Source organism: Halomonas jincaotanensis (assembly GCF_018448785.1).
Lineage (GTDB): Bacteria > Pseudomonadota > Gammaproteobacteria > Pseudomonadales > Halomonadaceae > Halomonas > Halomonas jincaotanensis.
This window is the reverse complement of sequence record NZ_JAHCLU010000001.1, coordinates 171633-197277: the sequence shown is the minus strand read 5'-3', so window position 1 is coordinate 197277 and position 25645 is coordinate 171633. Positions and strand designations below refer to the sequence as shown.

The 25645-nt window shown below is 64.2% G+C and carries 20 protein-coding genes; 8 read left to right on the top strand and 12 right to left on the bottom strand.

Annotated features, from left to right (window positions below):
• Window positions 1-129: 129 nt before the first annotated feature.
• Window positions 130-1851: a proline--tRNA ligase gene (locus KG088_RS00925; RefSeq protein WP_213823607.1), complete on the top strand. Its 1722-nt coding sequence runs from the start codon at window positions 130-132 to the stop codon at window positions 1849-1851.
• Window positions 1787-2506, top strand: coding sequence for a lytic transglycosylase domain-containing protein (locus KG088_RS00920; RefSeq protein WP_319941359.1), 720 nt, complete (start codon window positions 1787-1789; stop codon window positions 2504-2506). The genes KG088_RS00925 and KG088_RS00920 overlap by 65 nt, the downstream gene beginning before the upstream one ends.
• A gap of 105 nt (window positions 2507-2611) precedes the next feature.
• Here KG088_RS00920 and ccoM read toward each other — a convergent pair whose 3' ends face one another.
• The 3 genes from ccoM to rfaH all read right to left on the bottom strand — a co-directional run bounded on the left by ccoM (window position 2612) and on the right by rfaH (window position 4021).
• A complete protein-coding gene (ccoM, locus tag KG088_RS19915) occupies window positions 2612-2725 on the bottom strand; it encodes a cytochrome c oxidase subunit CcoM (RefSeq protein WP_319941358.1) in 114 nt (37 codons plus the stop codon).
• Between the two features lie 174 nt (window positions 2726-2899).
• Window positions 2900-3406, bottom strand: coding sequence for an FKBP-type peptidyl-prolyl cis-trans isomerase (locus KG088_RS00915; protein WP_213823606.1), 507 nt, complete (start codon window positions 3404-3406; stop codon window positions 2900-2902).
• A 72-nt stretch (window positions 3407-3478) separates the two neighbouring features.
• Entirely contained in the window at window positions 3479-4021 is a 543-nt protein-coding gene (gene rfaH / locus KG088_RS00910; protein WP_213823605.1) for a transcription/translation regulatory transformer protein RfaH, read from the bottom strand.
• 184 nt (window positions 4022-4205) lie between these two features.
• On the opposite strand from rfaH, the gene KG088_RS00905 reads away from it, so the two are divergent.
• Window positions 4206-5573, top strand: coding sequence for an AmpG family muropeptide MFS transporter (locus KG088_RS00905; RefSeq protein ID WP_213823604.1), 1368 nt, complete (start codon window positions 4206-4208; stop codon window positions 5571-5573).
• A gap of 38 nt (window positions 5574-5611) precedes the next feature.
• On the opposite strand, the gene KG088_RS00900 is transcribed toward KG088_RS00905, so the two are convergent.
• Both KG088_RS00900 and KG088_RS00895 read right to left on the bottom strand, forming a co-directional pair.
• Window positions 5612-7456, bottom strand: coding sequence for an SEC-C domain-containing protein (locus KG088_RS00900; protein ID WP_213823603.1), 1845 nt, complete (start codon window positions 7454-7456; stop codon window positions 5612-5614).
• A 72-nt stretch (window positions 7457-7528) separates the two neighbouring features.
• Window positions 7529-8776: an ABC1 kinase family protein gene (locus tag KG088_RS00895; protein ID WP_213823602.1), complete on the bottom strand. Its 1248-nt coding sequence runs from the start codon at window positions 8774-8776 to the stop codon at window positions 7529-7531.
• 118 nt (window positions 8777-8894) lie between these two features.
• Between KG088_RS00895 and KG088_RS00890 the strand changes: the two genes are divergently transcribed.
• The 4 genes from KG088_RS00890 (at window position 8895) to KG088_RS00875 (ending at window position 13397) form a co-directional block, all read left to right on the top strand.
• A complete protein-coding gene (locus tag KG088_RS00890) occupies window positions 8895-10847 on the top strand; it encodes a DNA topoisomerase III (RefSeq protein WP_213823601.1) in 1953 nt (650 codons plus the stop codon).
• Window positions 10848-10874: 27 nt separating this feature from the next.
• Window positions 10875-11819: a ketopantoate reductase family protein gene (locus tag KG088_RS00885; RefSeq protein WP_250147984.1), complete on the top strand. Its 945-nt coding sequence runs from the start codon at window positions 10875-10877 to the stop codon at window positions 11817-11819.
• Window positions 11820-11925: 106 nt separating this feature from the next.
• Window positions 11926-12585: a peroxiredoxin gene (locus tag KG088_RS00880; protein WP_213823600.1), complete on the top strand. Its 660-nt coding sequence runs from the start codon at window positions 11926-11928 to the stop codon at window positions 12583-12585.
• Between the two features lie 233 nt (window positions 12586-12818).
• Window positions 12819-13397 carry a hypothetical protein gene (locus KG088_RS00875; protein WP_213823599.1) on the top strand — a complete coding sequence of 193 codons (579 nt, stop codon included), beginning with the start codon at window positions 12819-12821 and terminating at the stop codon, window positions 13395-13397.
• A gap of 66 nt (window positions 13398-13463) precedes the next feature.
• Here the strand turns inward: KG088_RS00875 and ppc are convergent, their stop codons facing one another.
• Genes ppc through cysM form a run of 5 tightly spaced genes read right to left on the bottom strand, consistent with a single transcriptional unit; the run spans window position 13464 to window position 21644 of the window.
• Window positions 13464-16112, bottom strand: coding sequence for a phosphoenolpyruvate carboxylase (ppc, locus tag KG088_RS00870; protein WP_213823598.1), 2649 nt, complete (start codon window positions 16110-16112; stop codon window positions 13464-13466).
• Window positions 16109-17026: a nucleoside triphosphate pyrophosphohydrolase gene (gene mazG / locus KG088_RS00865; protein WP_213823597.1), complete on the bottom strand. Its 918-nt coding sequence runs from the start codon at window positions 17024-17026 to the stop codon at window positions 16109-16111. The genes ppc and mazG overlap by 4 nt, the downstream gene beginning before the upstream one ends.
• Complete coding sequence (gene relA / locus KG088_RS00860; protein WP_213823596.1) at window positions 17023-19299, bottom strand: GTP diphosphokinase; 2277 nt, start codon at window positions 19297-19299, stop codon at window positions 17023-17025. Before relA ends, mazG begins: the two co-directional genes overlap by 4 nt.
• A gap of 19 nt (window positions 19300-19318) precedes the next feature.
• Window positions 19319-20746, bottom strand: coding sequence for a 23S rRNA (uracil(1939)-C(5))-methyltransferase RlmD (gene rlmD / locus KG088_RS00855; protein ID WP_213823595.1), 1428 nt, complete (start codon window positions 20744-20746; stop codon window positions 19319-19321).
• A 1-nt stretch (window position 20747) separates the two neighbouring features.
• On the bottom strand, window positions 20748-21644 hold the full coding sequence (gene cysM / locus KG088_RS00850) for a cysteine synthase CysM (protein WP_213823594.1): 897 nt from the start codon (window positions 21642-21644) through the stop codon (window positions 20748-20750).
• A 115-nt stretch (window positions 21645-21759) separates the two neighbouring features.
• On the opposite strand from cysM, the gene KG088_RS00845 reads away from it, so the two are divergent.
• Window positions 21760-24495 carry an ATP-binding protein gene (locus KG088_RS00845; RefSeq protein WP_213823593.1) on the top strand — a complete coding sequence of 912 codons (2736 nt, stop codon included), beginning with the start codon at window positions 21760-21762 and terminating at the stop codon, window positions 24493-24495.
• Here the strand turns inward: KG088_RS00845 and KG088_RS00840 are convergent.
• Both KG088_RS00840 and pdxJ read right to left on the bottom strand, forming a co-directional pair.
• Complete coding sequence (locus tag KG088_RS00840) at window positions 24435-24812, bottom strand: holo-ACP synthase (protein ID WP_213823592.1); 378 nt, start codon at window positions 24810-24812, stop codon at window positions 24435-24437. The two genes, KG088_RS00845 and KG088_RS00840, sit on opposite strands and share 61 nt — an antisense overlap.
• 3 nt (window positions 24813-24815) lie before the next feature.
• Window positions 24816-25622: a pyridoxine 5'-phosphate synthase gene (gene pdxJ / locus KG088_RS00835; RefSeq protein WP_213823591.1), complete on the bottom strand. Its 807-nt coding sequence runs from the start codon at window positions 25620-25622 to the stop codon at window positions 24816-24818.
• Window positions 25623-25645 lie beyond the last annotated feature (23 nt).

Sequence of the window (25645 nt, the reverse complement as noted above, 5' to 3'; positions counted from 1 at the left end):
CGCACTGGCGCCGGTGAGCAAGCTTTTGCCGCCATCGGTGCCTGCCCGTACAATGCGATCACTGCCGCCGCGCCGCGACTCGACCTGCGCGGCCCGACCTCAAGAAGAGCTCAAGGAAACGCCGGAACCATGCGCGCCACCCAACTGTTGATCGCCACGCTCAAGGAAACGCCTGCTGACGCCGAAGTCATCAGCCATCAGCTGATGCTGCGCTCGGGCATGATTCGCCGTCTCACCTCGGGGCTATACACCTGGTTGCCTGTGGGCCTCAAGACCCTACGCAAGGTCGAGCGAATCGTGCGGGAGGAGATGGATCGCGCCGGCGCCCAGGAAGTGCTGATGCCGGCAGTCCAGCCAGCCGAGCTATGGCAGGAATCCGGCCGCTGGGACCAGTACGGCAGCCTGCTGCTGCGCATCCGCGACCGTCACGAGCGCGACTACTGCTATGGGCCGACCCACGAGGAAGTGATCACCGATCTGGTACGCAACGAGCTGCGCTCCTACAAGCAGCTGCCATCCAATTTCTACCAGATACAGACCAAGTTTCGCGACGAGACCCGGCCGCGCTTCGGCGTTATGCGCTCGCGCGAGTTCATCATGAAGGATGCCTACTCATTCGATGTTGATCAGGCCGGACTCCAGCGTTCCTACAAAGTGATGTACGACGCCTATATGCGTATCTTCACCCGGCTGGGCCTGGATTTCCGCGCCGTCGAGGCCGATAACGGTGACATCGGCGGTAGCGGCTCCCATGAATTCCAAGTACTGGCCGACTCAGGCGAGGATGCTGTGGTTTTCTCTACCTCATCCGACTACGCCGCCAACATAGAGAAAGCCGAGGCGCTGCCGGCGCCGCTGGGCGAGACACCCGAACGTCCGGCGCCACAGGAAGAGCTGCGACTGGTCGACACCCCTGATGCCCGGACCATCGCCGCACTGGTCGAGCAGCACGGCCTGCCCATCGAGAAGACGCTCAAGACACTGATGGTGCATGCCGCCCAGGGCGGACTGATCGCCCTGCTGGTACGCGGAGACTATGAGCTCAACGAGGTCAAGGCCGAGAACCTCCCCGAAGTGGCGACACCGCTGACCATGGCCACGGAAGCCGAGATTCGCGCCGCGGTGGGTGCCGGCCCGGGCTCGCTGGGCCCGGTAGAACTCGATATGCCGATCATCGTCGACCGTAGCGTGGCGCTGATGAGCGATTTTGGTGCCGGCGCCAACGTCGACGGCAAGCACTACTTCGGCATCAACTGGGAGCGCGACGTAGCCCTACCCAAGGTCGCCGACCTGCGTAACGTGATCGAGGGCGATCCGTCGCCGGACGGCCAAGGCACCCTGTCTATCGCGCGCGGTATCGAAGTGGGCCATGTCTTCCAACTGGGCAAGAAATATTCCGAGGCGATGAACGCCACGGTCCTTGGAGACGAGGGCCGCGAGATCCACCCGTGGATGGGCTGCTATGGCATCGGCATCACCCGGGTGGTGGCCGCGGCGATCGAGCAGAACTACGATGATGCGGGCATCATCTGGCCCGATGTGCTGGCGCCGTTTCATATCGCACTGGTGCCGATGAACGCGCACAAGTCGCAGCGGGTGCGTGATGAGTCCGAAAGGCTCTACCAAGCTCTGACCGCTGCCGGGTTCGAAGTACTGCTGGACGACCGCGACCTGCGCCCCGGAGTCAAGTTTGCCGACCATGAATTGATGGGTCTGCCCCACCGTCTGGTGGTCGGCGACCGCAGCCTCGACAAGGGGGAACTCGAATACAAGGGACGCCGCGACAGTGAAGCCACCATGGTGCCAGCTGAGCAGATCCTCGACTTCCTGGGCGAGCGCGTCGCACGCTAGGCGCGTCGCGGCCTTCATCCTGGCGATGCTGGCCGCGCTTGCGGCAGGAGAGGTTCAAGCCAACGACACGCCCCTGCCCAGCTCCGCGGACGATGAACAGGTTCAGACACCGCGGGTGCGTGTAATATCCGAGGCACCCGCCTCCTTGCGCACCACGCTGGAAGACTCGTTGTCCGCACCGCGTTCGCCGGCCAATGTCTGGGCTGCACGTCAATGGCTCAACGACATGGAGCCTCGCCTGGCGCGCTTCGTAAAAGACCCGGCATTTCGCGTCGCGTTGTTGCAGCGTGTCTACCAAGAGGCGCAGCTGGCCGGGCTGCCGCCCGGGCTGGTGCTCGCGGTCATCCAGGTGGAAAGTGCCTTCCAAGGGGAGGCGGTTTCTTCCGCCGGGGCCGTTGGCCTGATGCAGATCATGCCATTCTGGATTCGCGAATTGGGCCTGCCCGTTGATGATCTCCAGGATGCCTGGCGTAACCTGCGCTACGGTTGCACGATACTCGCCCATTACCTGGCCGTAGAAGAGGGCGATTTCACTCGCGCTCTGGCCCGCTACAACGGCAGCCTGGGCAAGACCTGGTATCCCGAGAAGGTGATGAGCGCCTGGCAACGCCATTGGCGGCCGACCGCTGGAGGCCAGAAGCCGGTGCAGCGCTAGCCCGGAAGCCACAACCGAGCCCCAAAAAATGCCGACCCAAGTGGGTCGGCAACTGGGGGATGCCCCCCACCCCTGACTATCGGCTCGCCGGTCGAGCGACTCGGCTCAGTGTTTCTTATTGCGGTGGTCGCGGATGATAAACGCGACCCAGCCACCTAGAAAAGCGATCATCATCGCGACGGTGACCACCCCGAAAATAACGGCATCATCCCAGTACATGTACGTGTCCTCCCGTCTCGATTTGATGGGAGAACGATAACGCGATAGGCCCGTAACGTTTCTGACCTGAATCAAGTTTCTCACCAGGCGGCCTGGCCACCTGCTACCACTATTTAAAGTTCTTGATTCAGGACAATTTTCGCGCCCTTCGCCCAACCCATTACGCTTGAGGGCTTAAAGCACCTTGCGATCTTCCACTTCACCGGGCTCGGTGCCCGCCGGAAGGGGGTGACCCTTGGCCAATTCGGCGCGAGTCGCCTCGCGCACCGCGAGTACCTGCAATCGGTAGCGCAGGGTGTGGCCGGCCAGTGGATGATTGCTGTCGATCAATACGGCGTCGTCGCCCACCTCGAGCACGGTAACTACTTCCGGCCCAGCGTCCCCTGGCGTCTGAAACCGCATCCCCGCGCTCAGATCGTCCACCGGAAAGGCATCACGCCCGACCTCACGCACCAGCGACTCGTTACGCAGGCCATACGCCTCGGCGGGCATCAGGGTGACGGACAGCTCGGCGTTTTCGGCCTGACCATCCAGTGCATGCTCGAGACCGGCAACGATATTGTGATGACCATGGAGGTACTCCAGCGGACGTTCGCGCGCGCGGGAATCATCGAGGACCTCGCCGTCGGTGCCGCTGAGGACGTAGTGGAGTGTCACGACTCGCTGAGGGGCGATATGCATCACAGTCTCCTGAAGGTGAGAGGGGTAATTAACGTCTGACTCATGGAAAATGCTGTGGTGAGGGAAAGACCTTCAGTCTCGCCGCCGCAGGTGTTCAACGGGGAGATCCAGCCGCTGCTGCTGGTGGAGCATATTGAGCAACACGATGGCTCGCTCCTCTCCCTTGTGACTCGTGAACACGCCCTGCAGGTCCTTGAAAGGCCCTTCAGTAATCTCCACCATCTCGCCGGCACGAAAATACAGGTTAACCGTCGAGTCCTGTCGTTCGTTACCCTGGGAGCGCAACGCCTCGACCAGGGCATCGCCGACCGGCACCGGGGTGCCCAAGCCAAACGTCACGATCTTGAGCACACCGCGAGTGGAACGAATGGGGCGCCAGTTGCTGGCCAGGCGATCAAGCCGGATGAACAGGTAATAGGGAAAGAGCGGCTCGGTGATCCATTCGAGCTTGCCACGACGCTTCTTCTGCACCTCCAGCACCGGATGAAAGACCTCGTAGTCCTGGTAGCCGAGGTGGTCCGCCGCGCGAAAGGATTCGCCCCCCTTGCACTGGATCACGTACCAGCGCGGAATGGCGTCCTGATCATTCTCCGGATTACCACCGTCTACGTTCATAGGGCTCCTTGTCGGGTTTCCTGCTGGCATCACTGGCGGGGCTCTGCAACAATCCAGGCGCACGCCGAGAGCGGGTGACACCTGTTAGACAGCGAGCGTCCCAACGACCTATTCCGTAAGTTTATCATCCGAGCGAGTGGCCTGCGTGCCCCCTCGTGACACACCGCAAGGAGAGCCATCCAATATGCCGACCCCCATCGCCCGCCGCAGCTGGCGCGAGGCTATGGCCATCTATCTGCGCGCGCCGGTCATTACCATGCTGTTTCTTGGTTTCTCGGCGGGTCTGCCCTTCCTGCTGGTCTTCTCGACCCTGTCTGCCTGGTTACGCAGTGATGGTGTCGAGGTGGCCGCCATCGGCTTCTTCGCGTGGATCGGGATCCTCTATTCGATCAAGTTCTTCTGGGCGCCGATCGTTGATCGCACGGCGTTGCCACTGCTCACCCGCTTGCTCGGCCAGCGTCGCGGCTGGATGCTGCTCGCCCAGGCCATCATCGCCACCGGCCTGGTCGGGCTGGCCAGCCTCGATCCACAGGACAACCTGGGCCTGGTGGCGGCATTCTCGCTGATGGTGGCCTTCGGCTCGGCCACCCAGGACATCTCGATCGACGCCTTTCGCATCGAATCGGCGCCCGACGACATGCAGGCGGCCATGGCCTCGACCTATATCATCGGCTACCGCGGCGGCCTGCTGGCCGCCGGCGCCGGCGCCCTCTACGTCGCTTCGTGGATTTCTTGGGAAGCGGCCTACCTGAGTATGGCGGCGCTGGTGGGTATCGGGGTGATTACGGTACTGGTGCGCCCCGAGCCGCAGAGGTTGTCGCTGACCACGCATCTGATTCACGAGCCACGGGTGCGGGCCTTCCTGCGCGCCAGCCGCGGCAAGCCGCGCTGGCTACGCCGCTTGGGCGCCTGGCTGATCGGTGCGGTGGTCTGCCCCTTTACCGATTTCTTTACTCGCCATCGGCGCAAGGCGTTGTGGCTGTTGCTGTTCGTAGCGGTGTATCGCATCAGCGACCTGGCGATGGCATCCATGGCCAACCCGCTGTACATCGACCTGGGATTTTCGTTGGCGACGATTGCCAACGTCACCAATATCTTCGGCATCGCCATGAGTATCGGTGGGGGCATTCTCGGCGGTCTGCTGGTGGCCCGTTACGGCATTGGGCCGATTCTCATCCTGGGGGCCACGGCGGCGACGCTCACCAACCTGCTGTTCGCGGCCCTGGCACTCGCCGGCGCCCATCTGCCCATGCTGGTAATGACCATCGTCGGCGACAATCTCTCCAACGGCCTGGCCAGTGCAGTCTTCATCGCCTTCCTGTCGAGCCTGACCTCGCGGGCCTATACCGCTACGCAGTACGCCCTTTTTTCGTCCCTTATGACGCTGCCGGGCAAGTTTCTCAGCGGTTTCGGCGGCATGGTAGTCGCCGCCGACGGTTACGCCACCTTCTTCGTGATTGCCACGACGCTGGGCTTGCCGGCAATTGCCCTGGCGGTCTGGATCAGCCGCGACCACAACCTGGTGCCACCGCCGGTGCCTCGTACGGCCTGAGCTGGCCGGGTAGCCTCGATGCCGACGCGGGGGATCCTTCAGCGTCGGCGTGTCGTCTCGGCGAGGCGCAAGTTCAACCAGGTCAGCGCTCCCGGTGTCACGCGCCACTGGTCGCGCATCAAGGTGCGGTACTGCCAGGCCTCCTCACGACTGCCCGGCTCGGCGGCGGCATCATCTCCCATCGGTGTCGCACGAGCTTTATCACTACACAGGATGTCCAGCGCATAAGCATTGTGGGTCAAGGCCTCGTTCAGCGCGGCCTCGGCGGCCTCGCGACGCTCGAGACGAAACAGTGCCAGCACGCGGCCCATCAGCAATCCCAGCGGGGGTTCGTCGGAATCGTCGTTGGCAAGCTCGCTCTCGCTCATCTCGAGCGCCTCGAGATCACGTCCTTCACGCAGCAACTGGTCGAGCACCAGTTCACGAAGCCCCAGGCTATCCTGATCGTCCAGTGACAGTAGGTGTTCGGCGAGCTCACGCGAGCGCTGACGCGCGCCACGCTCCATGCCGACTACCAGGGCGAGACCGGTGCGCAACAGCACGGCGTTATCGGCATCGTCCCAGTTGAGCGAACCATCGCCCTCGGCGCGGGCCTGTTCGAGCCAGCGCTCCAGACGGTCGGCAAGCGGCGCGAAGAGACTCGGCGCCATCCACGGCAGGCTGCCGAAGCGGCTAGTCAGCGCCAGCGAGAGCCCCTGCAGGACCCGCGGCGAATCCAGCCACTCGGGGTGGCGGCAAAGCTCATTCAGCCAATCGCCGGCACGCGGCCAAGGGTCGTCGTCGAACCCCATCGGCGCCTCGCCCAGTACCTCGGACTGAAACTGGGCGTGCCAGGCGGCGAACAGCGTGTCCTCTCGGGCGCTGGCGTGGTACTCGAGCGCACCCGTCTCGCCCTGGTGGATGCCCAGCCGTGGGGCGATCGGCAACACCTCGAGCAAGGCCTGCAGCGCGGCCAGGGGGCCGGCCAGGTCCTCCTCGGCGTTAAGCAGTTGCTCGGCCAGGGTGGCACCGGGATTCTCGGCCAGATCGGCGAGGAACTGCAGCTGGTCGGAGTCCAGCTCACCCTGGCGTGACAGGCGACGGAACCAGAAACCGGCGCGCTCGGCGGCTTCGCGTTCATGCCCTTCGTGGAGCAGCAGCATCGCCTCGATATAGGCGAGCGTGGGGGAATCCGGCAGGGCTTGTTGGGCACGCACGAAGGCCTCGCGCGCGCTGTCCAGGTCGTCGTTGTCCAGATGCATCAGGCACAGCCGCTCGAGGGCCACGCCGCGCAGAAACAACGGACCACGGTCGAGTACGTCATCGAGCAGCGCCGTGCGCTTGCGATGGAAACCGCGTTCCTGATAAAGATCGACGAGGATCTCGAAGGCCGGCTCGGCCTGTTCGGGCAGCGACGACCAGTCGGCATGCTTGAACAACGATTCGAGGATTCGCTGGGCGCGTCCCCGCTGGCCGCTTTCGGCGGCAATCAGGCCGGCCTCAAGCAGTGCCTGGGCCGGGGCCCGACCGCTTTCGAGCGCCGCCTTGAAGACCGGCCCCTTCCAGTCGCTGAGCGAGAGCATCCACATCAGATGATCGGGAATATGTCCGGGCAGGGTCACGGCGCCACAACAGTCCTTAGTCATGCGGCCGGAATCACACCAGCACGGCTCGAGTCGCCCCGGACGGGCCAGGGTTTCGCAGGCAAAGTCGAGCCTCGCCAGCGGGGTCTGTGACCACAGTTCCGGCGCCAGCGCCTGGGCCAGTGCCGGATTACCTCCGACCAGTGCCGGGCCTTCGCGACGCGCCCAGGCCATCAAGCTCGGGTAACGCTCGTCTTCGCGAATGGCCACCAGCGCTCCCGAGGCAAAGCCAAGCAGTTGTTCCACCCAAACTGCCAGCATCGCAGCCTCCGCAAGTAACAAAACGCCATAGTCTACCAGTCCACGGCGGCGCTGGGCAGGCGGTAGTCAGCGTCAGCGGCGTTGGACTCCCGCCAGCAGGGGCTGGGTGCGCGCGTGCATATCGAGCCGGGCGCCGAGGCGCACCAGATTCCAGTAATGGCCGTTGAGAGTGCGCGACAGCAACAGGGTATCTGCCGGCGGCTGCAGGCGGTCCATGGCGGCCCAGACCTTGGGACTCAGGTCGCGCAGGCGGCGGTGCACCCTAACGTCACCGAAATCCTGCTCGCCTGGCTCGAAGAGGGGTGTCACGGCCTCGGCCGCCTCCTGATACAGCGAGAGCGGTGCCCCCTGGCCCTGTCGCCCGCCCAGTTCGAGCATGGCGGTATCCATGGCCATGGGATCGCCTTCAAGCGTGGCCTCGAGCAGGTGCATCATCGTCACCAGGCGCGCATCGGGGACGGGAATCACCGCGCCGAGGTCGTAGATCACCAGCCGGCCTTGGTCGTCGGCCGCGAAATTGCCGGCGTGGGGGTCGGCGTGCAATTCGCCGTGGGTGAAGAGCTCCTCGGTAAGCCAGTCGGCCAGCGTGGTGGCGACGGCCTGGCGACGGGCATCGTCAGCCGACTCCAGGTCGCGAAGCGGTGTGCCGGCCACATAACGCATGGCCAGCACCCGCGGACCGGACACCTCGGGCAGCGGTTCGGGAATCACCAGATCATCGCGATGGGCGTAGCGCTCACGGTAGCGCGCCAACGCCTCGGCTTCGGCGTGGTAGTCGAGCTCACCGCGCAGGCTGGACGCCAGTTCCTCGAACAAGGCATCGAGCCGTGCCTGGGGCACCTTGAACCAGCGCCCGAGCCGCAGCAGACGACGCACCTGCACCAGGTCGCTTTCCAGCACCTCGGCGAGCCCGGGATACTGCACCTTAAGGACCAGTGTCGCGCCGTCGTGTGTGACGGCACGGTGCACCTGGCCCATGGACGCGCTGGCGAAGGGGCGGGGCTCGATCTCGCGAAAATGCGTGTCGAGATCACCGTACTGCTCGACCAGGGCGCGACGAATGCCCTCCCAAGGCATCGGCTCGGCCTGGCGCTGCAGGCGCGCGAGTTCCTCGGCGAGGTCCGGCGGCAGCAGGTCGTCCCACTGCGACATGATCTGCGCCAGCTTCATTGCTGGCCCCTTGAGCTCCGAGAGCCCTTCGAACAACGCCTCGCCCAGTGCCCGCCAGTCGGCCTGGCCGCCCAGGCGGGTGCGGATCATTGCCCCGCCGGTGCGGGCACCGAGCCCCATCAAGCGTCGCGTCCGGCCACGTTCACGCATGGGATATCCTCTAGGGTTTTCGATACAAACATTGTACAACACGTGGCTCAGGTTACACCTGGCGATGGGCGAATATTACTGGAAGAATATCCATGCCATTCATCGCCCGCGAGACACGATGCGACTGATCATCGCCGAGAAACCCAGCCTGGCCCGCGCCATTGCCGAGGCACTGCCCGGTCACCTGCGCCGCGAGGAGGGCGCCTTGGTCGCCGGCGACACCACGGTCACCTGGTGCCTGGGCCACCTGCTCGAACAAGCCCCGCCCGATGCCTACGACCCGGCGTTCAAGCAGTGGCGGCTCGATCACCTGCCGATCCTGCCCGACCGCTGGAAGCACACCCCGCGACCCAAGGCGCGCGGCCAGTTGGCGGTGATACGTCGTTTATTGAAAGGCGCGCAGGAAGTGGTGCACGCCGGCGACCCGGACCGCGAGGGCCAGCTGCTGGTACAGGAAGTGATCGAACACCTGGGCTGGAAAGGGCCAGTATCGCGGTTGCTGGTCAACGATCTCAACCGGCCGGCGGTTCAGCGCTCGCTCGCCAGGCTCGAGGACAATGCCCGGTATCAGCCGCTCTACCGGGCCGCCGAATCGCGCGCGCGAGCCGACTGGTTGTACGGCATCAATCTCACCCGGGCCTGGACGCTTACCGGTCGCCAGGCCGGCCATGACGGTGTGCTTTCGGTGGGTCGAGTTCAGACGCCGGTGCTTGGGCTGGTGGTGCGCCGCGACAACGAAATCCGCGATTTCAAGCCGCGGCCGTTCTTCGTGCTCTGGGTCGACCTCGCCGTCACCCACGGCATGCTGCGCGCCTGGTGGGTGCCCGGCGAACCACACCCCCTGGATGACCAGGGCCGGCTGCTGTCCCGCGAGCCCGCCGCGGCGCTGGCCGAGCGGTTGCCCGGGGCCGAGGGGCGGCTCAACGCCCTGGATAGCCGCGAACGACGCCAGGCAGCGCCGCTGCCTTACTCTCTCTCGGCCCTCCAGGTCGATGCCGCGCGGCGCTTCGGGCTCTCCGCCAAGATGACGCTGGACGTGTGTCAGCGCCTGTATGAGCGCCACAAGCTGATCACCTATCCTCGCTCGGACTGTCGCTACCTGCCCGAGGAGCACCTGGCCGGAGCACGCGACACCCTGAAAGACGCTTGCCAGGCCGATGATACCCTGCGCGGCTGGTTCGAAGGCGCCGATTTTTCGCGACGCTCGAAGGCCTGGAACGACAAGCGGGTCGGCGCTCACCATGCCCTCGCACCTACCGGCAAGCCTGCCGATCTCACGCGGTTGGAAAAGGCCGAGGCGGATATCTTCCGCATGATCACCCGCAACGTCGTCGCCCAGTTCTACCCGCCGCTGGTCACCCGTGAGGTCAAGGCCGAGTTCACCATCCTGGATAACCTCTTCCGGGCACGCGGCCAGGAGATTCTGACTCCCGGCTGGAAGCCGCTATTCACCACTCGCGACGAGGCCCCGCCGCTGCCGCCACTGACCGAAGGCGAGGCATGCCGGGTCACCGATGTCGGCGTGGAGGACCGCGAGACGCGCCCGCCGGAACCCTTCACCGACGCCAGCCTGATCAAGGCGATGATGAACATCGCCCGCTACGTCGAGGACGCGGCGGTGCGCCGCACCCTGCGCGAGCACGACGGCCTGGGCACCGAGGCAACCCGCGCCGGCATCATCGAGACGCTGGTCGAGCGCGGCTATCTGGTGCGCCAGGGCAAGGCGCTGCGCGCCACCCGAATCGGCAGCGCGTTGATCGCCTCCCTGCCCGAGGCGGTCGGCCGGCCCGAGCGCACCGCGCTGTGGGAGCAGCGCCTCGGCGCGATTGCCGAGGCGGGCGACGACCCGGCCCCGTTCCTGGCCGCCCTGATCGAGGATCTGCATGGCCTGCTCGGCGCCGCCGATGCCGGCCGCCTCAGCCTGGCACTGCGCGACGCCCGCGGTGAAGCGTCGCCCCCGTCAACGCGCGCCAGGTCGTCAAATACCAGGTCATCGCGCGGCAAGTCGTCCAATAGCAAGGCCTCGCGGTCCCGGCGAGGGGGAGCACGCGGCAAGGCGACCAAGCGCTGAGGTATCCTGTTCATTGACGAGAACACCATGAACCCACGCGATGAAGCCGAGCAGACTGCCATGACCCTGTCCTCCCACTGGATCGTCGGACCCGGGGCCCTGGGCCGTTTGATCGCCCTGCGGCTGACCGACCATGCACGGGCCACGCTGGTCGGGCGACGCCCGCCATCCCCCATCCAGCGGTTACTGACGCCGGAGGGCGAGACGCTGACTCGCCGGCTGGCTGTCGCCGTGATCGGCGCCCTGCCCGACGAGACGCCAGCGATCGTGCACCTGACCACCAAGGCCACCACGGCGCTGGCCGCCTGCGACACGTTAGCGCGAGCGCTGCCTGCAGACACGCCGCTGGTGCTGTGGCAGAACGGTGTCGGAAGCCAGCAGGCAATCGCCCGGCGCTGGTCGGGTCCTGTCCTCTGCGCTTCCACTACCGAGGGCGCCCATGTGCAGGGCGACCTTCAGGTCACCCACGCCGGGCATGGTCATACCTTTATCGGTGCGCTGGATGGGCGCCACGGCGGGCTCGCCTCGCAACTGGCCGACGATCTCAGTCTCGCCGGCCTGCCCAGCGAGCTGGTTGACGATATCGGCGTCAGGCTATGGCGCAAGCTCGCCGTCAATGCCGCCATCAATCCGCTGGTGGCACACTTCGGCATTACCAATGGCGAACTTCGCAACCCGCCCTATCGCCTCCACGTTGAGGCGATGATCGAGGAGATAGCGGCGATCATGGCCGCGGAGAGCGTGACGCCCCCCGAGGGCGATGGCATCGACGGCTGGCGGCAGCTGGTCTGGCAAGTGGTCGATGCTACGGCGAACAACCTGGCCTCCATGCTGCAGGACGTGATGGCCGGACGCCCTACCGAACATGAGGCGATACTCGGGCCTCTGCTCGCGGCGGCAAGACGCCATGAACTCTCGGCGGAGCATATCCAGATGCATTTTCGGTATCTTGCAGCGCGTCAATCGACTTGACGACAGGGCTGGCGCTGGCGCTATGCTTGTGCCACTCAAATCATGAGAGGCGAAACGCCAGCGGCTTCTCTCGATAACCGACTTTTCTCACATCGGAGTAACCATAATGGGCTTACGAATCGGCGATACTGCGCCCGACTTTACGGCGCAAACCACGGAAGGCACTCTGAATTTCCATGACTGGATCGGCGATAGCTGGTGCGTGCTGTTTTCCCACCCCAAGGATTTCACGCCGGTCTGCACCACCGAGCTAGGATACATGGCCAAGCTCAAGCCGGAGTTCGACAAGCGCAACACCAAGATCATTGGTCTGTCGGTCGACCCCGTCGATAATCACGCAGCCTGGTCCAAGGATATCGAGGAGACCCAGGGCGCCGCACCCAACTATCCGATGATCGGCGACACCGACCTTCAGGTGGCCAAGCTCTATGACATGCTGCCAGCAGAACTGGAGGACACTGCCGAGGGCCGGACACCGGCCGACAACGCCACCGTGCGGGCGGTTTTCATGATTGGTCCCGACAAGAAGATCAAGGCCATGCTGATCTACCCGATGACCTCGGGACGCGATTTCAATGAGGTGCTGCGCCTGCTCGACTCCCTCCAGCTGAACGCCAAGCATACCGTAGCGACACCGGTGAACTGGCGCGACGGCGACGATGTGATCATCCCACCGTCTGTCAGCGACGAGGAAGCGAAGCAGAAATACCCGCAAGGCTTTACCACCCTCAAGCCCTACTTGCGCACGGTCAAGCAACCCACCTGAGCGCCCCGCCTTGACGGGAGATGCCTTCCCGCCCCCAAGCGAGGGGCGGGACACGTTCTTGCCAGACCTAGTCCTGGTCGCCAAAAAACGCGCAATTGGCGCAATCTACCTACCATTGCTATCTTAGAACGGTATCGAGTCAGCGCTGACCTTTTTCAGGGCACGTTTTGTACTCCTTTCAGCACTTGTCTTTTGTACCTTTCTCCGTACCGCTACGTGTAGGGTCAGGGACCATGAAAACCGCATGCCCCCGTTCTGCCTGGCTGGCAACCCCGTTGGCGCTTCTCGCCAGTGCTGCTGTGATGGCCGATGCCGCACCGCCTGCCTATGTCGCGCAATCAGGTGATCTCATGCATCTGGACAATGGTGTGATGATCGATGGACAGGATCTCGAGACACAGGATGGCTACACGTCAGGATTCCGGCTCACCGCCGGTTTTTCTCCTCTAAGGCTGCCGTTTCTGGACCTGGGCGCCGAGGTCAGTTATCGCGAGAGCGATGAGGTGCCCACCCGTTCTGGCGGCCAGGCTCTGATTCTCGATACCATCAGTCTCGGCGGCAGCCTGGTCGCTGGCCTTCGCTTTGGCCAGTGGGGACTTTACGCGAAATCGGGGTTCGCTGAATGGGAGGGCGATCCCATCGTTCCCAATGACACGCTGGCCCTGGATACCGCCGGCACCACTCGTGTTCAGGGCTTCGGGATTCGCCTCCAGTTCAACGGCCTGGTCAGTCGCGTGGAATACGAGGAATTCAATGAGCCCAGCATGGCACACCTCAACCTCGTGACTGCCTCGATCCATATTCCTTTCTAGCGATAGGCGATTTCTTCGCGCATACCCTTCTTGCATACGGCTTTTTCTTCAGCCCGTGTTGCTTCTTCAGCCCGTATTGCGCAGCCCGGCGGCGATCCCGGCCATAGTCACCATCAAGGCCCGAGAAAGATCGGCGCCAATGGCACCGTCGGCATCCCGATTGCGCTGCAGGAGTTCCGCCTGCAGACCGTGGAGCGGGTCGATGTAGGGATTGCGCACTTCAATTGCCTGGCGGATCAGCGGTGTCTTCTCCAGCAGCTCCTGCTGGTCGAGCACCTGCAACACAACGTCATACAGACGCGCAAAGCGGCCCCGCAGCCGTTCTCCCAGCGCCTTGAGTGAGGGCTCGTCGACCAGCCGGTACTCGTAATAAGTAGCGATATCGACATCGGCCTTGGCCAGCAGCATTTCTAGCATGTCCAGGTAGGTCCCGAAGAAGGGCCATTGGTCACGCATCTCCCTGAGGCTCTCGAGACCGCCCTCTTCCTCCAGGCGCTGGGCAAACGCCTCCCCGCTGCCCAGCCAGGCAGGCAGCATCAGGCGGATCTGGGTCCAGGCGAAGATCCAGGGAATCGCGCGTAGCGTCTCCACCCCACCATCCTGACGACGCTTGGTCGGCCGCGACCCCAGCGGCAGCCGACCTAGCGCCCCTTCGGGCGTCACCGCCCGGAAATAAGGCACGAAGTCGGGATCCTCGCGCACCACGCCGACATAGGCGCCATGCGCGATCTCCGCCAGGCGATCCATTTCTTCGCGCCACTCAGGCTTGGGCGCCGGAGGCGGCAACAACGATGCCTCGAGCACGGCACAGGCATAGATTTCCATCGAGCGCAGGGCAATCTCCGGTTGCCCGAACTTGAAGCGAATCATCTCTCCCTGCTCGGTGACCCGCAGGCTCCCGTTCACCGAGCCCGGGGGCTGGGAGAGGATCGCCGCATGCGCCGGACCGCCGCCACGGCCCACGGTACCGCCACGCCCGTGAAAGAGCGTCAGGTCGACTCCATGCCGATGACACACCTCCACAAGTGATTCCTGGGCGCGATACTGGGCCCAGGCGGCGGCCAGCTGGCCCGCGTCCTTGGCGGAATCCGAATAGCCGATCATCACCTCCTGGCGATCATCCACCAGGGCCCGATAGCCGGGAAGCGCCAGCAGGCGATCGATGACTTCACCGGCATGGTTGAGATCGTCGAGGGTCTCGAAGAGCGGCGCGATGGGCAGACTGACCCGACCGCCGACCTCCTTCATCAACAGCGCCACGGCCAGCACGTCCGATGGCTGCGCCGCCATGGAGATGATATAGGTCCCCAGTGATTCGGGCTGCTCGCTGGCGATGACGCGAAAGGTATCGATCACCTCGCGGGACTCGGTAGAGCATTCCCAGCGGCGTGGAATCAGCGGTCGGCGGGACACCAGTTCCTCGAGCAGGAACGCCTGGCGTTGCGACTCGTCCCAGTCGCGGTAATGACCGAGACCCAGGCCGTCGGTCAGCTCCTCCATGACCTGGGCATGGCGGCTGGCTTCCTGGCGCAGGTCGAGCTTGGTCAGCGTCACGCCGAATACCGAAATGCGACGCAGCGTATCGAGCAGCGCGCCATTGGCGATGGTGTCCAGGCCCACGTCGCACAGCGAGCGATAGCAGGCCAGCAGAGGCGCATACAGCTGGTCGCGGTTCTCGATGATCGCCCCGCCCTCGAATACCTCGCCGTCCAGCTGCGCCTTCGCCCAGTCACGGGTCGCCTCGACGCGTGCCAGCAGCCGGCGCAACAGTTCCCGGTAGGGTTCCGCGACGTCTCCCACTTCGGCCTTGAGCGCGCTGTTGGCCTTCCACATCGAGAGCTCGGCCTTGAGGGCGTCGAGATCGCGCAGGTACAGGTCGGCCGCCATCCAGCGTCCCAGCAGCAGCACCTCACGGGTGACGCGGGCGGTGACGTGCGGATTGCCGTCGCGATCGCCACCCATCCAGGAGGCGAAACGAATCGGCGCGGCGTCCAGCGGCAACCTTTCACCCGCGGTTTCCAGCAAGAGATTGTCCAGGTCGCGATGGAAATCCGGCACCGCTTGCCACAAGGAGTTCTCGATCACCGCGAAGCCCCACTTGGCCTCGTCCACCGGCGTCGGGCGCTCATGGCGGATCTCGTCGGTGTGCCAGGCCTGGCTGATCAGCTCCTCCAGCCGGCCCTGGGCGCGCACGCCGCGCTCGGGATAGTCATCGGAGGATTCGATCGCCGTCAGGCAGTCGTCGATGGCATCGTATTTCTGAATCAGCGTGCGGCGGATGACCTCGGTGGGATGCGCCGTCAGCACCAACTCGACCTGCATGCCGGCCAGGGTCTCGACCAGGCGACGTGGCGAATGGCCGGCGTCGCGGGCCCTCTGGAGAAGCTCGGAGAGCACCGGCTGGGAGCCGGGCCGGTAGTCCTCGACACGTCGGAAACGGGCGCGATAGTGCTGCTCGGCGATATTGGCCAGGTTGAGGAACTGGTTGAAGGCGCGTGTTACGGGTAGTAGATCGCGATCCGGCAAGCGTCGCAGGTACTCGATCAGCTCGCCACGACTCTGGGTCTCGCCGTGGCGGCCTCGCTTGGCGAAGGCGCGAATGGTCTCGATCCTGTCGACGAAACCGGAGCCAAGATCATCGGCGATGGTTCGGCCCAGGCTATCGCCCAGAATGCGGACATTGTCGCGCAGCGATTCGTGCAGGTCATGGCTCATGGCCGATGATCTCCGGAAACAGAAGAAGAAAGAGAGCGGGAGGATGGCTCGACGGGGCCGCCTTCCGTCGCGTCGGCGCGTTCCCGAACCTTGGCGTCGGTCCAGTGGTGTTCCATGGCCGCGAGTCCGGCATCCGGCAGGGCGACACCCTCAGCCACCAGGGCCGCTTCGACATGACGAAACCGTCGTTCAAACTTGGCATTGGTCGCCCGCAGGCACTGCTCCGGGTCGGCTTTGAGGGTACGCGCCAGGTTGGTCACCGCGAACAGCAGGTCACCGACTTCCTCGACGGCGTGCTCGTGATCGCCGTGGTCCAGGGCCTGTTCGACCTCCGACAACTCCTCGCGGATCTTGGCGATCACGCCGCGCGAGTCCGGCCAGTCGAAGCCAACCCTAGCGGCCCGTTTGGAGAGTTTCCCCGCCCGAGTGAGTGCCGGCAGCGTTCGCGGTACATCATCGAGGACCGAGACCGTCTCGGTGTCGCTGGCGCGCTCGGCACGCTCATCGGCCTTAAGGTGCTCCCAGCGTGAGTGTACCAGCCGCGTCTCGATTTCCTCGGCGCCGACGCCGGGCGGGCGCCGCGAGGCCAGCGTGCCGTCGGGGAACACATGGGGATGACGGCGCAGCATCTTGGCCACCAGGACATCGATCACGTCGCGGAAATCGAAACGTCCCTGCTCGGCACCGAACTGCGCGTAATAGACGACCTGGAACAGCAAGTCGCCGAGCTCCCCGGGCAGCTCGTCGAAGGCACGGCGCTCGATGGCATCGGTGACCTCGTACGCTTCCTCGAGGGTATGCGGCACGATGGAGTCCCAGTCCTGCTTGACGTCCCAGGGACAGCCCTGCTGCGGATCGCGCAGGACGGCCATCAACGTCAGCAGGTCATCGAGATCAAAACGAGTATCGCTCATGAGGTCTTCCCCTTACGCTTGCCGGGCTTGCCACCGCTGCGCAGTCGCCGCACCTCAATCACGTTGGACAGCTGCTGGATGCGTGAGAACAGGCGACCCAGCGTCTCGAGGCCATCGACCTCGACCGTGATAGTCATGCTTGCGATCCCGTCGTCGGTATCGGTGAGCGTGTTGACCGACAGCACGTTAACGCGGTCGTTGCTCAGCACGCCGGTCACGTCGCGCAGCAGGCCGGAACGATCCCAGGCCTGGATTTCGATGTCCACGGGATACTGGGTGCGGGCGCGCTCCCCCCACTCCACCTCGATGATGCGCTGCGGTTCGTCCAGACGCAGCTGCAGGATATTTGGGCAATCCTGTCGATGTACGGTGACCCCGCGCCCCTGAGTGATGAAGCCAACGATCGGCTCACCAGGCACTGGATGACAGCAGTTGGCCATGCTGGTCTTAAGGTTTCCCACCCCCAGCACGGTAATCTCGTCGGCACCACGCTTGCCCTGCATCTTGCGTGGCTTGGCCAGCAAACGGTCGAGCTGTTCCTGATCGTCGCTCTCGCCGAACAGATGCTGGGCCTGGCGAAGCACCTGGCCGATGCGAAGATCGCCGGCACCCAGCGCCGCGTACATATCATCCGGCGAGGTGTAGTTGACCTGGCGCGCCAGCTTGTCGAGATCTATGCCCTCGACATCCAGACGCTTCATTTCACGTTCGAAAAGCGTGCGGCCTTCGTCGAGGTTCTGGTCGCGGGCCTGATGCTTGAACCAGGACTGGATCTTCGCCCGCGCGCGCGACGTCCTCACATAGCCGAGCCCGGGATTAAGCCAATCACGGCTGGGTCCGCCCTTGCTGGCGGTGAGTATCTCGACCTGCTGGCCGGTCTTGAGCTTGTAGGTTAGCGGCACGATGCGCCCGTTGACCTTGGCGCCCCGACATCGATGCCCTACTTCGGTGTGGACCCGGTAGGCAAAATCAATTGGTGTGGCGATGCGCGGTAGGTCGATGACGTGACCGTCGGGTGTGAAAACATAAATGCGGTCCGGCGCCACGTCGCTCGAGAGCCCTTCACGCAGGTCACCGAAGTCACCGACCTCATCCTGCCATTCAAGCACCTGGCGCAACCAGGCGATCTTATCCTCGTAGCTATTGCTCTTGCCCTTGGTGTCATGCCCCTTGTAGCGCCAATGCGCACAGACGCCGAGCTCGGCTTCGTCGTGCATGGCAAACGTGCGGATCTGGATTTCCAGCACCTTGTTGTCGGGGCCCAGCACCGCCGTGTGCAGCGACTGATAGCCGTTCTTCTTGGGGTTGGCGATGTAGTCGTCGAATTCATTGGGGACATGATGCCAACACGAATGCACCAGGCCCAGCACCGTGTAGCAGTCGGTCACCTCGGGAACCAGGATGCGCACCGCGCGGATATCGTGAACCTGGGAAAAATCGATGCGCTTACGTTTCATCTTCCGCCAGATCGAGAAGATGTGCTTGGCACGGCCGTCGACGTTGTAGCGCGCAATGCCCTGAGCCTCGAGTAACCCCTTGAGCGTCTCCACCACGTCGTGGATATAGCGGTCACGATCGAGACGCTTTTCCGCTAGTTGCCGGGCAATAGTCTTGTATTCGTCTTCATGGAGATAGCGAAAGGACAGGTCCTCGAGTTCCCACTTGAGATGACCGATGCCCAGCCGATGCGCCAGAGGGCCGTATATGTCAAATACCTCACGGGCCACACGCTGGCGCTTCTCTCGCGGTGCATCCTTGACCTGGCGAAGCGCGCAGGTGCGTTCGGCAATCTTGATCAGGGCGACGCGCACGTCATCGATCATGGTGACCAGCATCTTGCGCAGATTATCCTGCTGGTCATGCTGATTCATCCCGTGACTGGGTAGCTGGGAGGTACTGATCGCCGCCATCTGCAGCACGCCCTCGATAAGGGCAGCGACTTCAGTGCCGAAGCGCTTGCCGATCGTCTCGATATCGATCAACCCCTCGCGCACGGCACGGTAGAGGACCGCCGCCTCGAGAGTCGTCTGGTCGAGCCTGAGTTCGCCGAGAATATCGGCCATCTCGAGCCCCATACGAAAGCTCGAACGGTTTCCCCGCCAGGTGCCCTGCGACTTGTCGGTGTCCTGTTCCAACCGCTGGGCCAGTTCGCAGGCCTCATGCAGTTCGGTTGCATCGCGCAACTTGACGTCTTCCTGAAGCCGCTCGATCCATTGACCGATGTCGACAAGCCCCGCATCGGTCAGGGGCTGGTCTTCACGGACTTTTACCATCGGGTCTCGCTCCTCGCGGCTACCATTGCTTCCTTGGATGCTCTAATAGCAGCATGGATTCCAAATGCGAAGTGTGCACGAACATATCAGCTACGGCGGCATGGACGATGCGGTAACCACCATGCACGAGCCGTGCCGCATCCCGAGAAAGGGTCGCTGGATCGCAGGCGACATACAGAATGCGCGCGACCGGATGCTCGACCAGTGTCTGGCAGACCCGTTCGGCGCCGGCGCGGGGCGGGTCGAGCAATACCGCCTCAGGCGCATATTCGCTCAACAGTGCCTCGATGGTGCTGGTCTGTGTCAAGTCGGCCTGGCGCGACACCACGTCAAGACCATTGATGCGGGCGTTGTCGGCCAGCCGCTCGACCATCGACACGTTGCCTTCCACCGCAGTAACAATGGCCCCGCGGGCGGCCAGCGACACGCTGAAATTGCCGACTCCGGCGAACAGGTCCAGCCACGACCGTCCGTCAATATTGCCGAGCCAGACCATGGCGGTCTCGATCAGCCGGCGGTTGACCGCGGCATTGGCCTGGAGGAAATCACCCGGGGCGAAGCCTAGTGTCAGCTCGTCACTCGGTCCTGTCCCTGGTCCCGGCCCCGGCAAACGATAGGTCAGCGCAGGCGGAAGTGTCAGCCAGTCGAGCACCGGCGTATCGCGCCCCAGCCAGCGCACGATATGCAGGCCGTGCATCTCGGCAAATGCCTGCCAGCGACGGGCATCAGCAGCATGCTCCTTCAACTGTCGCAGCACCAGCACCACTCCCTGGTCGCTTTCCAGCAATTCCAGGTGGCCCAACTGCCGTGGCGCTTCCAATGTTGCGACCTGATCGTGCAAAGGCCCCAGCAGCACATTGAGAGATGGCACCAGGATGGTGCAATCGCTGATATCCACCAGGCGCTGGCTGCGCCGGGCGCGAAAGCCGAGATGCACCCGACCCTCGGCGTCGACCTTGACCCCGAGACGGGCCCGACGCCGGTAGTGCTGGTCGTCGGTGGCGATGAGCGTGGGGGCCTCCGTCAGCTCGATACCCTGCCGGGAAAGCATCTCCTGCAGCACCGCTAGCTTGTGACCGCGTTGCGCCTCGATCGCCAGGTGCTGCAGGTCACAACCGCCGCACAGGGCATAGTGAATGCACGGCGGGGTCGTCCGGTCCGGCGAGGCCTCGATCACGCGGCGCACGTGCGTCTCGTCGTAGCGCTGGCGCGTTAGATGAATTGCCGTTTCGACCCGCTCCCCGGGCAACGCCCCTTCGACGAACTGCGTCTTGCCATTGGCGATGTGGGCGACTCCCCGTCCATCGTGCGCCAAACGTTCGATGATCAGGCCATCGTCTACAGAGCGCGTTGTAGCGGCATATTCGGCTGGTGAGGAGTGGCGGCCCTGGAGACCGGACACGCCCGAGCGCGCCCGCGAGGGGCGTCGTTTGCCCAACCCGACCATCTCAGACCTCCGGTGCGAACAGGCCGGTGGAGAGGTAACGATCTCCCCGGTCGCAAACAATGAACACGATCACCGCATTCTCGACTTCCTCGGCGAGGCGCAGAGCCCCGGAGAGGGCGCCCCCCGAAGACACACCGGCGAAGATCCCCTCTTCCCGCGCCAGGCGGCGCATATGTACCTCGGCCTCGTGCTGGCCGATATCCAGGGTGCGGTCCACGCGACTGGCATCGAAAATGCTTGGCAGATATTGCGGTGGCCAGCGGCGAATCCCCGCAATACTCGCCCCATCTTCGGGCTGCAGGCCGATGATCTGGACCTCGGGATTGCGCTCCTTGAGGTAGCGCGACACGCCCATGATGGTACCCGTAGTGCCCATCGAACTGATGAAATGGGTCACGGTGCCGCCGGTCTGCTCCCAGATCTCGGGACCGGTTCCCCGATAATGCGCCAGCGGGTTATCGGCGTTGGCAAACTGGTTCAGCGGCTTGCCTTCCCCGCGGGCGATCATGGTCTCGGCAATATCGCGCGCCTCCTCCATGCCGCCGGACCTGGTGGCGCTGATCAGCTCGGCACCGAAAGCTGCCATGGCCTGCTTGCGTTCCTCCGAGGCACTCTCGGGCATGATCAGGACCATGCGGTACCCCTTGATGGCCGCCGCCATGGCCAGCGCGATACCGGTATTGCCGGAGGTCGCCTCGATCAGGGTATCGCCGGAGACGATGTCGCCTCGGGCTTCAGCCTGCTCGATCATCGAAAGCGCCGGCCGATCCTTCACCGAGCCGGCAGGATTGTTGCCCTCCAGCTTGGCCAGCAGGGTATTGCCTTGCCCTGCGGTGATGCGCTTGAGACGCACCAATGGCGTACGGCCAACGGTGTCCTCGATAGTCGGAAACTGCATGCAACCTTCCTTATGGAAACAACTCTTTGGCATTATATCCTTGCCGCTGCGGGCTGGACAGGCATCCGCCCCTGCTGTGGCATACTGTTGTGCCAATCCTGTCGAAGGGCCGCTGATGTCGATCAAGACACGACTGCTGTTGCTGCTGCTGGTCCTGCCGATGCTACTGTTCGTCGTTGGTGCCACCGCCATCGTGATGGTGGAGGCCGAACGAGACGAGCAGCGACTTCGCGAGCGTCTATCATTGGCCACCGAGCTGCTCGCTCCGGAACTCACCTTGGCGGTGAACCGCGACGACCTCCCGACGATGCAGGCACTTGGCGGACGGCTGCTCAACATGCCGGAAGTCCGCGCGGTGGGCCTGCGTGACGCCGACGGGACGCCGCTGATGGAGCGCGGACGACTGCAAACCGGCCATTCGCTGCCCGACCAGGCGTCACGCCGACTGATCGCGGATGGCCGCCAGTGGCAGCTACAGATGCCGCTCACGCCAAGCCCTGCGTCCCGTAGCGAGCCGATCTGGCTGATCGTCGATGTCGATGCCCTGCCGCTGGCCGTGGCAAACTATCGCCGCCTGGCCAGTGCCGGGCTCGGTCTGCTGATGCTCGGCCTGTTGCTGTGGTTGATCGCCTACACCGCCAGTCAACGACTGATAGCGCCATTGAACGCTGCCAATCAGGCGCTCAGGCGGCTTTCTTCGGGCAAGGCGCCGCCTCGCCTGGTCAAGCCATCCACGCCAGAATTGGGCAAGCTGAGCGAGCGCATCAATGCTCTCGGTAAACATCTGGTTCAGACACGAGAGCAGATGCATGGCCAGGTCGAGCAGGCGACCGCCGAGCTGCAGGAGTCAATGGAAACCATCGAGGTCCAGAATATCGAGCTCGACCTCGCCCATCGCCGGGCATTGGATGCCAACCGGGTCAAGTCCGAGTTCATGGCCAACATGAGCCACGAGATTCGCACACCCTTGAATGGCATCGTGGGCTTCTGCCGCTTGTTGGGGCGCTCGCGACTCGAACCACGTCAGCGCGAATGGCTCGACCATGTGCAGCGAGCCTGCGACAACCTCTTGATGCTGGTCAATGACGTACTCGATTTTTCCAAGCTCGAAGCCGGGCGCCTTGAACTGGAGCACCTACCGCTCGACATGGTCAGCCTGGTCGATGAAGTGCTGGGGCTGCAGGCGCCCCAGGCCCACCAGAAGCGTCTGGCGCTGCTGGGACTGGTCTATGACGATGTTCCCGCGACACTGAACGGCGACCCGCTGCGCATCCGCCAGGTCTTGACCAACCTCGTCAACAACGCCATCAAGTTTACCGAACGCGGCGAGGTGCTGGTGCGTGTGATGGTCGAGCAGGCCGAGCGTGGCCGTGTGACCTTAAGGGTCAGCGTCAGCGACACCGGCATCGGCATGTCGCTGGAAAACCGCCAAGGGCTCTTTCAGGCGTTTCATCAGGCGGCCCCCAGCCATTCCCGGCAGTTCGGCGGGACCGGTCTGGGCCTGACCATTTGTCGTCAGCTGGTCGAGCAGATGGGCGGCCAGATCGAGGTGGAAAGCGTACCAAAGCAAGGCTCCACCTTCGCCTTCACACTACCCCTGCAGGGCGACGAGCATCTCGAACGCCCGCCGGAACTCACGCTGGCCGGCGAGACCGTGCTGCTGGAGGAACCGCACCTGGCGACCCGCCACGCGCTTCGCCATCTCCTGACGCGCTGGGGCGCCCGGGTGTTCGACGCGCAAACGGCCGTTACTCAGGACCACGCGGTATCGCTGCTGATTGTCGGGCTTGCTCATGACACCTTGGATGAGAGCGGCATCGCGACCTGGCAGCGCTGGCTCGCCTCGTTCTCTTGCCCCGCACTGCTGCTGATCGATGCCAGCCCCCTCGATCGTCCGATGCCGACTCTGCCTCACGGCGGCGAATTGCTGAGCAAGCCGGTCCCCCGCTCGGCACTGGTGGAGGCCGTGAAGCACTGGCTGGCCTCGGCGCCGGCTCCCCTCCTCCTGACCCAACAACCGAATCCAGGAAAAACCGACAAGGGTGCCGTGCGCCTGCTGGTGGTCGATGACACCGAATCCAATCGTCTGCTGCTGAGAGAATTGATTTCCCAGCCCGGCATCGACATCGAACTCGCCGCCAGTGGCGAGGAGGCCCTCGCCATGGCGCAGGGTCAGCGCTATGACCTGGTGCTGATGGATATCCGCATGCCGGGCATGGACGGTGTGGAAACCACACGGGCACTACGTCGACTGGGGGGCGATTGGCAAGAGCTGCCGATCGTGGCGGTCACCGCCCATGTCCTCGATGCAGAAAGGCAGCGACTGCTGGCCAACGGTCTGAACGACATTCTGGTCAAACCGGTTGACGCGAACCGCCTGGCCGACACCTTGCAACGCCATCTGGCACGACCGGTAGACATGCCGCTGGAGCCGCCGCCAGAGCCGCTTCGGCGTGATGAGCACGAGCTAGCGGACATTGATATGGCCCTGGGCACACAGCTCGCCGGCGGGCGCGAGACCCTGGCGCGCGATCTGCTGACCCGCTTGGCCGCCTGGCTGCCCGAGAGCGAGGTCAGGATTCAAGACGCGATCGACCATCAGGATGACGAGGCACTGATCGACGCTATACATGCCCTGAACGGGGCCTGCCGCTACTGCGGCGTGCCGCGGCTGGCATTGCTGGTCGAAACCCTGGAAACGCGGCTGCGCTCGCGGGGACGAATGGCCGTGATACCGCTGCTCGATGAACTCTACAGTGCCATGGCTAGCGTCAGGCACTGGGTGTCCTGTCATCCCTCGAGCACCACGAACGCCACGGCCATGTCGGCCTCGTCGGAAAGCGACAGGTGAAGCACCCTGACGCCAGCCGCCTCGGCCAGCGCGTGCGCCCTGCCCGATAGGTGTAGTGAAGGTCGCCCCAGCGCATCGTTGTGCACCTGAACCTCGGTCCAGCGCATACCATGGCGCAGCCCGGTACCCAGCGCCTTGACGAAGGCTTCCTTGGCGGCAAAGCGCTTGGCCAGAAACGCCGCCGGGGCGCCGCGGTCGTGGAATTGCACCAGCTCGGCGTCGCTAAGCAGGCGGCGCGAGAAACGCTCGCCATGGCGTCGCTGGGCACGCGCGAAGCGCTCTACGCGGGCCAGGTCGGTGCCGATACCGAGGATCATGGGCTAGTGAACCGCGCCGGGTCCATGCGCGTGGTCGTGATCATGGTCATGTTCCTCGAGGGAGGCCACGAATCCTGCCTCCTGGCCAGCGATGGCCAATCGCTTCATCTCGACGACCGCCTCCTTGAGCCCGACAAACAGCGCACGGGCGATGATCGCATGGCCGATATTGAGTTCGTGTAGGCCGGGGATCGCCGCGACCGCCTCGACATTGTGGTAGTTGAGGCCATGTCCGGCATTGACGACGAGACCCCGCTCGAGTGCCATCTCGGCGGCGACACCGAGCCTGGCATGTTCCCGTCGGGCCATCTCTCCGACAGCCTCGGCATAGGCGCCGGTATGCAGCTCGATGACCGGGGCGCCGGCCCTGGCGGCCGCCTCGACCTGGACGGGGTCGGGGTCGATGAACAACGAGACCTCACACCCCGCCGCGGCAAGCCGGCGGCATGCCGCCGACACGGCATCAAGATTGCCGGCCACCTCGAGCCCGCCCTCGGTGGTCAACTCCTCGCGCTTTTCCGGGACCAGACAAACGTGCGACGGACGCACCGCCTCAGCCAGGGCAATCATTTCCTCGGTGAGCGCCATCTCGAGGTTCATGCGCGTGTTGAGCACCTCCAGCAGCAGGCGTACGTCACGCTCCTGGATATGCCGACGATCCTCACGCAAGTGTACCGTGATGCCGTCGGCGCCGGCTTCCTCGGCCAGCAGTGCAGCCTGAAGCGGGTCCGGATAGCGGGTGCCGCGTACCTGGCGCAGGGTGGCGATATGGTCGATATTGACGCCGAGCAGAATGCGGGGGGGATGCATGATGTCTCTCCAGCAGGATGCCT

What these genes read in the sequence shown, in the direction of transcription:
- KG088_RS00925 (WP_213823607.1), top strand. Translation starts at nt 130, where the DNA reads ATGCGCGCCACCCAACTGTTGATCGCCACGCTCAAGGAAACGCCTGCT.
- ccoM (WP_319941358.1), bottom strand. Translation starts at nt 2,725, where the DNA reads ATGTACTGGGATGATGCCGTTATTTTCGGGGTGGTCACCGTCGCGATG.
- KG088_RS00915 (WP_213823606.1), bottom strand. Translation starts at nt 3,406, where the DNA reads ATGCATATCGCCCCTCAGCGAGTCGTGACACTCCACTACGTCCTCAGC.
- rfaH (WP_213823605.1), bottom strand. Translation starts at nt 4,021, where the DNA reads ATGAACGTAGACGGTGGTAATCCGGAGAATGATCAGGACGCCATTCCG.
- KG088_RS00905 (WP_213823604.1), top strand. Translation starts at nt 4,206, where the DNA reads ATGCCGACCCCCATCGCCCGCCGCAGCTGGCGCGAGGCTATGGCCATC.
- KG088_RS00900 (WP_213823603.1), bottom strand. Translation starts at nt 7,456, where the DNA reads ATGCTGGCAGTTTGGGTGGAACAACTGCTTGGCTTTGCCTCGGGAGCG.
- KG088_RS00895 (WP_213823602.1), bottom strand. Translation starts at nt 8,776, where the DNA reads ATGCGTGAACGTGGCCGGACGCGACGCTTGATGGGGCTCGGTGCCCGC.
- KG088_RS00890 (WP_213823601.1), top strand. Translation starts at nt 8,895, where the DNA reads ATGCGACTGATCATCGCCGAGAAACCCAGCCTGGCCCGCGCCATTGCC.
- KG088_RS00885 (WP_250147984.1), top strand. Translation starts at nt 10,875, where the DNA reads ATGAACCCACGCGATGAAGCCGAGCAGACTGCCATGACCCTGTCCTCC.
- KG088_RS00880 (WP_213823600.1), top strand. Translation starts at nt 11,926, where the DNA reads ATGGGCTTACGAATCGGCGATACTGCGCCCGACTTTACGGCGCAAACC.
- KG088_RS00875 (WP_213823599.1), top strand. Translation starts at nt 12,819, where the DNA reads ATGAAAACCGCATGCCCCCGTTCTGCCTGGCTGGCAACCCCGTTGGCG.
- ppc (WP_213823598.1), bottom strand. Translation starts at nt 16,112, where the DNA reads ATGAGCCATGACCTGCACGAATCGCTGCGCGACAATGTCCGCATTCTG.
- mazG (WP_213823597.1), bottom strand. Translation starts at nt 17,026, where the DNA reads ATGAGCGATACTCGTTTTGATCTCGATGACCTGCTGACGTTGATGGCC.
- relA (WP_213823596.1), bottom strand. Translation starts at nt 19,299, where the DNA reads ATGGTAAAAGTCCGTGAAGACCAGCCCCTGACCGATGCGGGGCTTGTC.
- rlmD (WP_213823595.1), bottom strand. Translation starts at nt 20,746, where the DNA reads ATGGTCGGGTTGGGCAAACGACGCCCCTCGCGGGCGCGCTCGGGCGTG.
- cysM (WP_213823594.1), bottom strand. Translation starts at nt 21,644, where the DNA reads ATGCAGTTTCCGACTATCGAGGACACCGTTGGCCGTACGCCATTGGTG.
- KG088_RS00845 (WP_213823593.1), top strand. Translation starts at nt 21,760, where the DNA reads ATGTCGATCAAGACACGACTGCTGTTGCTGCTGCTGGTCCTGCCGATG.
- KG088_RS00840 (WP_213823592.1), bottom strand. Translation starts at nt 24,812, where the DNA reads ATGATCCTCGGTATCGGCACCGACCTGGCCCGCGTAGAGCGCTTCGCG.
- pdxJ (WP_213823591.1), bottom strand. Translation starts at nt 25,622, where the DNA reads ATGCATCCCCCCCGCATTCTGCTCGGCGTCAATATCGACCATATCGCC.